Below are 1,700 nucleotides of genomic sequence, written 5' to 3' on the forward strand. Positions count from 1 at the left end.
CTCTTAATCAGCGGGTCCTAGGTTCGAACCCTAGTGCGCCCACCAAAATTTTCCGAACCTCCGAACCCATCAACCCTCTACATCATCGAGGGTTTTCAGGTTCTCGATGTTCCTGCTGGACAGTGCTCCCGGCTGTCGCATGCAGATCGATCAGACGCTCCTGTGGCCGGTATTGTGCCACCTTCTCGATCTCGTTGTGGAGGTCCTCGACTCGAAGATGACCGTAGCGCGAGGTCATCTGGAGGCCGGTGTGGCCGAGGATCCTAGACAGCTTGTAGAGATCGCCGCCGCGCTGGACGAACCATGACGCGAACGTGTGTCGCAGATCGTGCCATCGCATGTTCTCGATCTTCGCCCGGCGGCAGGCGGCCGCGAAGCCTTTCTTCATATCCCCGAACCGCGAGCCATTGTCCTTGCAGAGCAGGTAGGCCGATCGGGGGCGGTCGGGCGCGTCGAGCAGGTTCCTGATGGCCACGATGGCTTTGTCGGAGAGCGGCAACCGGCGGGGCGCGCTGGTCTTGGTCTTTTCCAGGTGCACCTCGCGTCGGTTAAGGTCGATGGCATTGATCGTAAGGCCGAACAGTTCCTCCCGGCGCATCCCGGTCTCGACCGCGAGGATAATCGCCGGGCGCAAGCTCGGGGACGCGGCAGCCACGAGCCGCTCGAACTCGGCGTGGCTCAAGAACCGGGTCCGCGGGCGACTTTCGCGGAGCCCACGTTTGCCGCCGGAGGTTGTGACCGGGTTCGTGTCCAGCCACGACCATCGCTGGGCGGCAGTGCAGACTACGCTCAGGAACGCGAGGTCGCGCCGGATCGTAGTATCCGTGACCCTAGCCTTTTTCCGGGTGCTCACGAACTCCGCGATGGTGCGCTTCGTGACCTGATCCAGGTAGAGCGCATCGAAAGTCGGGCCGAGCGTCCGGCTATTGGACTTGTAGCTGCGCAGCGTCGCGGGTTTGACGCGCGTCTCCTGGAAGAAGCGCTCGACGGCATCCGCGAAGGTGTGACGGGGAAGATCTCCTCGCGCTCGCCCGGCATGTTCTTCGAGTAACCGTTGCAGGTAGATCTGGGCCTCACCCTTCTTGGTCGTCTTGGCCGAGCGCCTCACGTGAGCGCCGTTCAACCGGAACCGGACCCACCACGTTGAGCCGCGCCTATAGACCCCCGCCACATGCCCTCACCGTTCACTACGGAAGCCAAGAGTCTGAATCAAAAAGAAAATTTGGCAAGACGGGACGTGCTCAGGGTTGGCGCGAAGGTTACTGAGGCTTGGGCGAGAAGGTCATTGAGATCGTCTACCGCACCGTGAACACCCGGGCCTCGGAGTTCGACAAGGACGCGGGGCAGATCCTTGCCACACGAGCCGGTGCCGTCGAAGCGAATCACCAGCGCCGCCGGGCTCACGATCAGCGACGGCAGGCTCAGGGCGACCGTCTGGCCACCATGAACACTAAGGTCGCGATGATCGTGTGGACGTGCCCGGCGACGAGCTTCTAGTGCGACGTGACATCATCACGGGGGATCGAGCCGAGAAGCGCCTGATCAGAGCCGGATCGTCGGCACCAAGATCGCGATGATCGTCGAGGCCACGGTGAACACCAAGACCTAGAAGGCCACGCAGAACGTGCGCGACCCGGCCGTCATGATCACCGTGGACGGCACCATCTCGTAGCCCGCCTAGACGAACACCAAGACCGTCA

Annotated in this window: 2 protein-coding genes; one reads left to right on the forward strand and one right to left on the reverse strand. The window is 62.5% G+C overall.

The genetic code is table 11. From position 1 onward, the window contains the following. Positions 1-82 precede the first annotated feature (82 nt). Positions 83-1,108, reverse strand: coding sequence for a site-specific integrase (locus OXS27_RS32200; protein ID WP_267361724.1), 1,026 nt, complete (start codon positions 1,106-1,108; stop codon positions 83-85). Between the two features lie 161 nt (positions 1,109-1,269). Between OXS27_RS32200 and OXS27_RS32205 the strand changes: the two genes are divergently transcribed. Further along, positions 1,270-1,497, forward strand: a complete 228-nt coding sequence (locus tag OXS27_RS32205) for a hypothetical protein (RefSeq protein ID WP_267361725.1) — start codon at positions 1,270-1,272, stop codon at positions 1,495-1,497. Positions 1,498-1,700: the final 203 nt, after the last annotated feature.

The organism is Methylobacterium sp. GC_Met_3 (genome assembly GCF_026540775.1).
Taxonomy (GTDB): Bacteria; Pseudomonadota; Alphaproteobacteria; order Rhizobiales; family Beijerinckiaceae; genus Methylobacterium.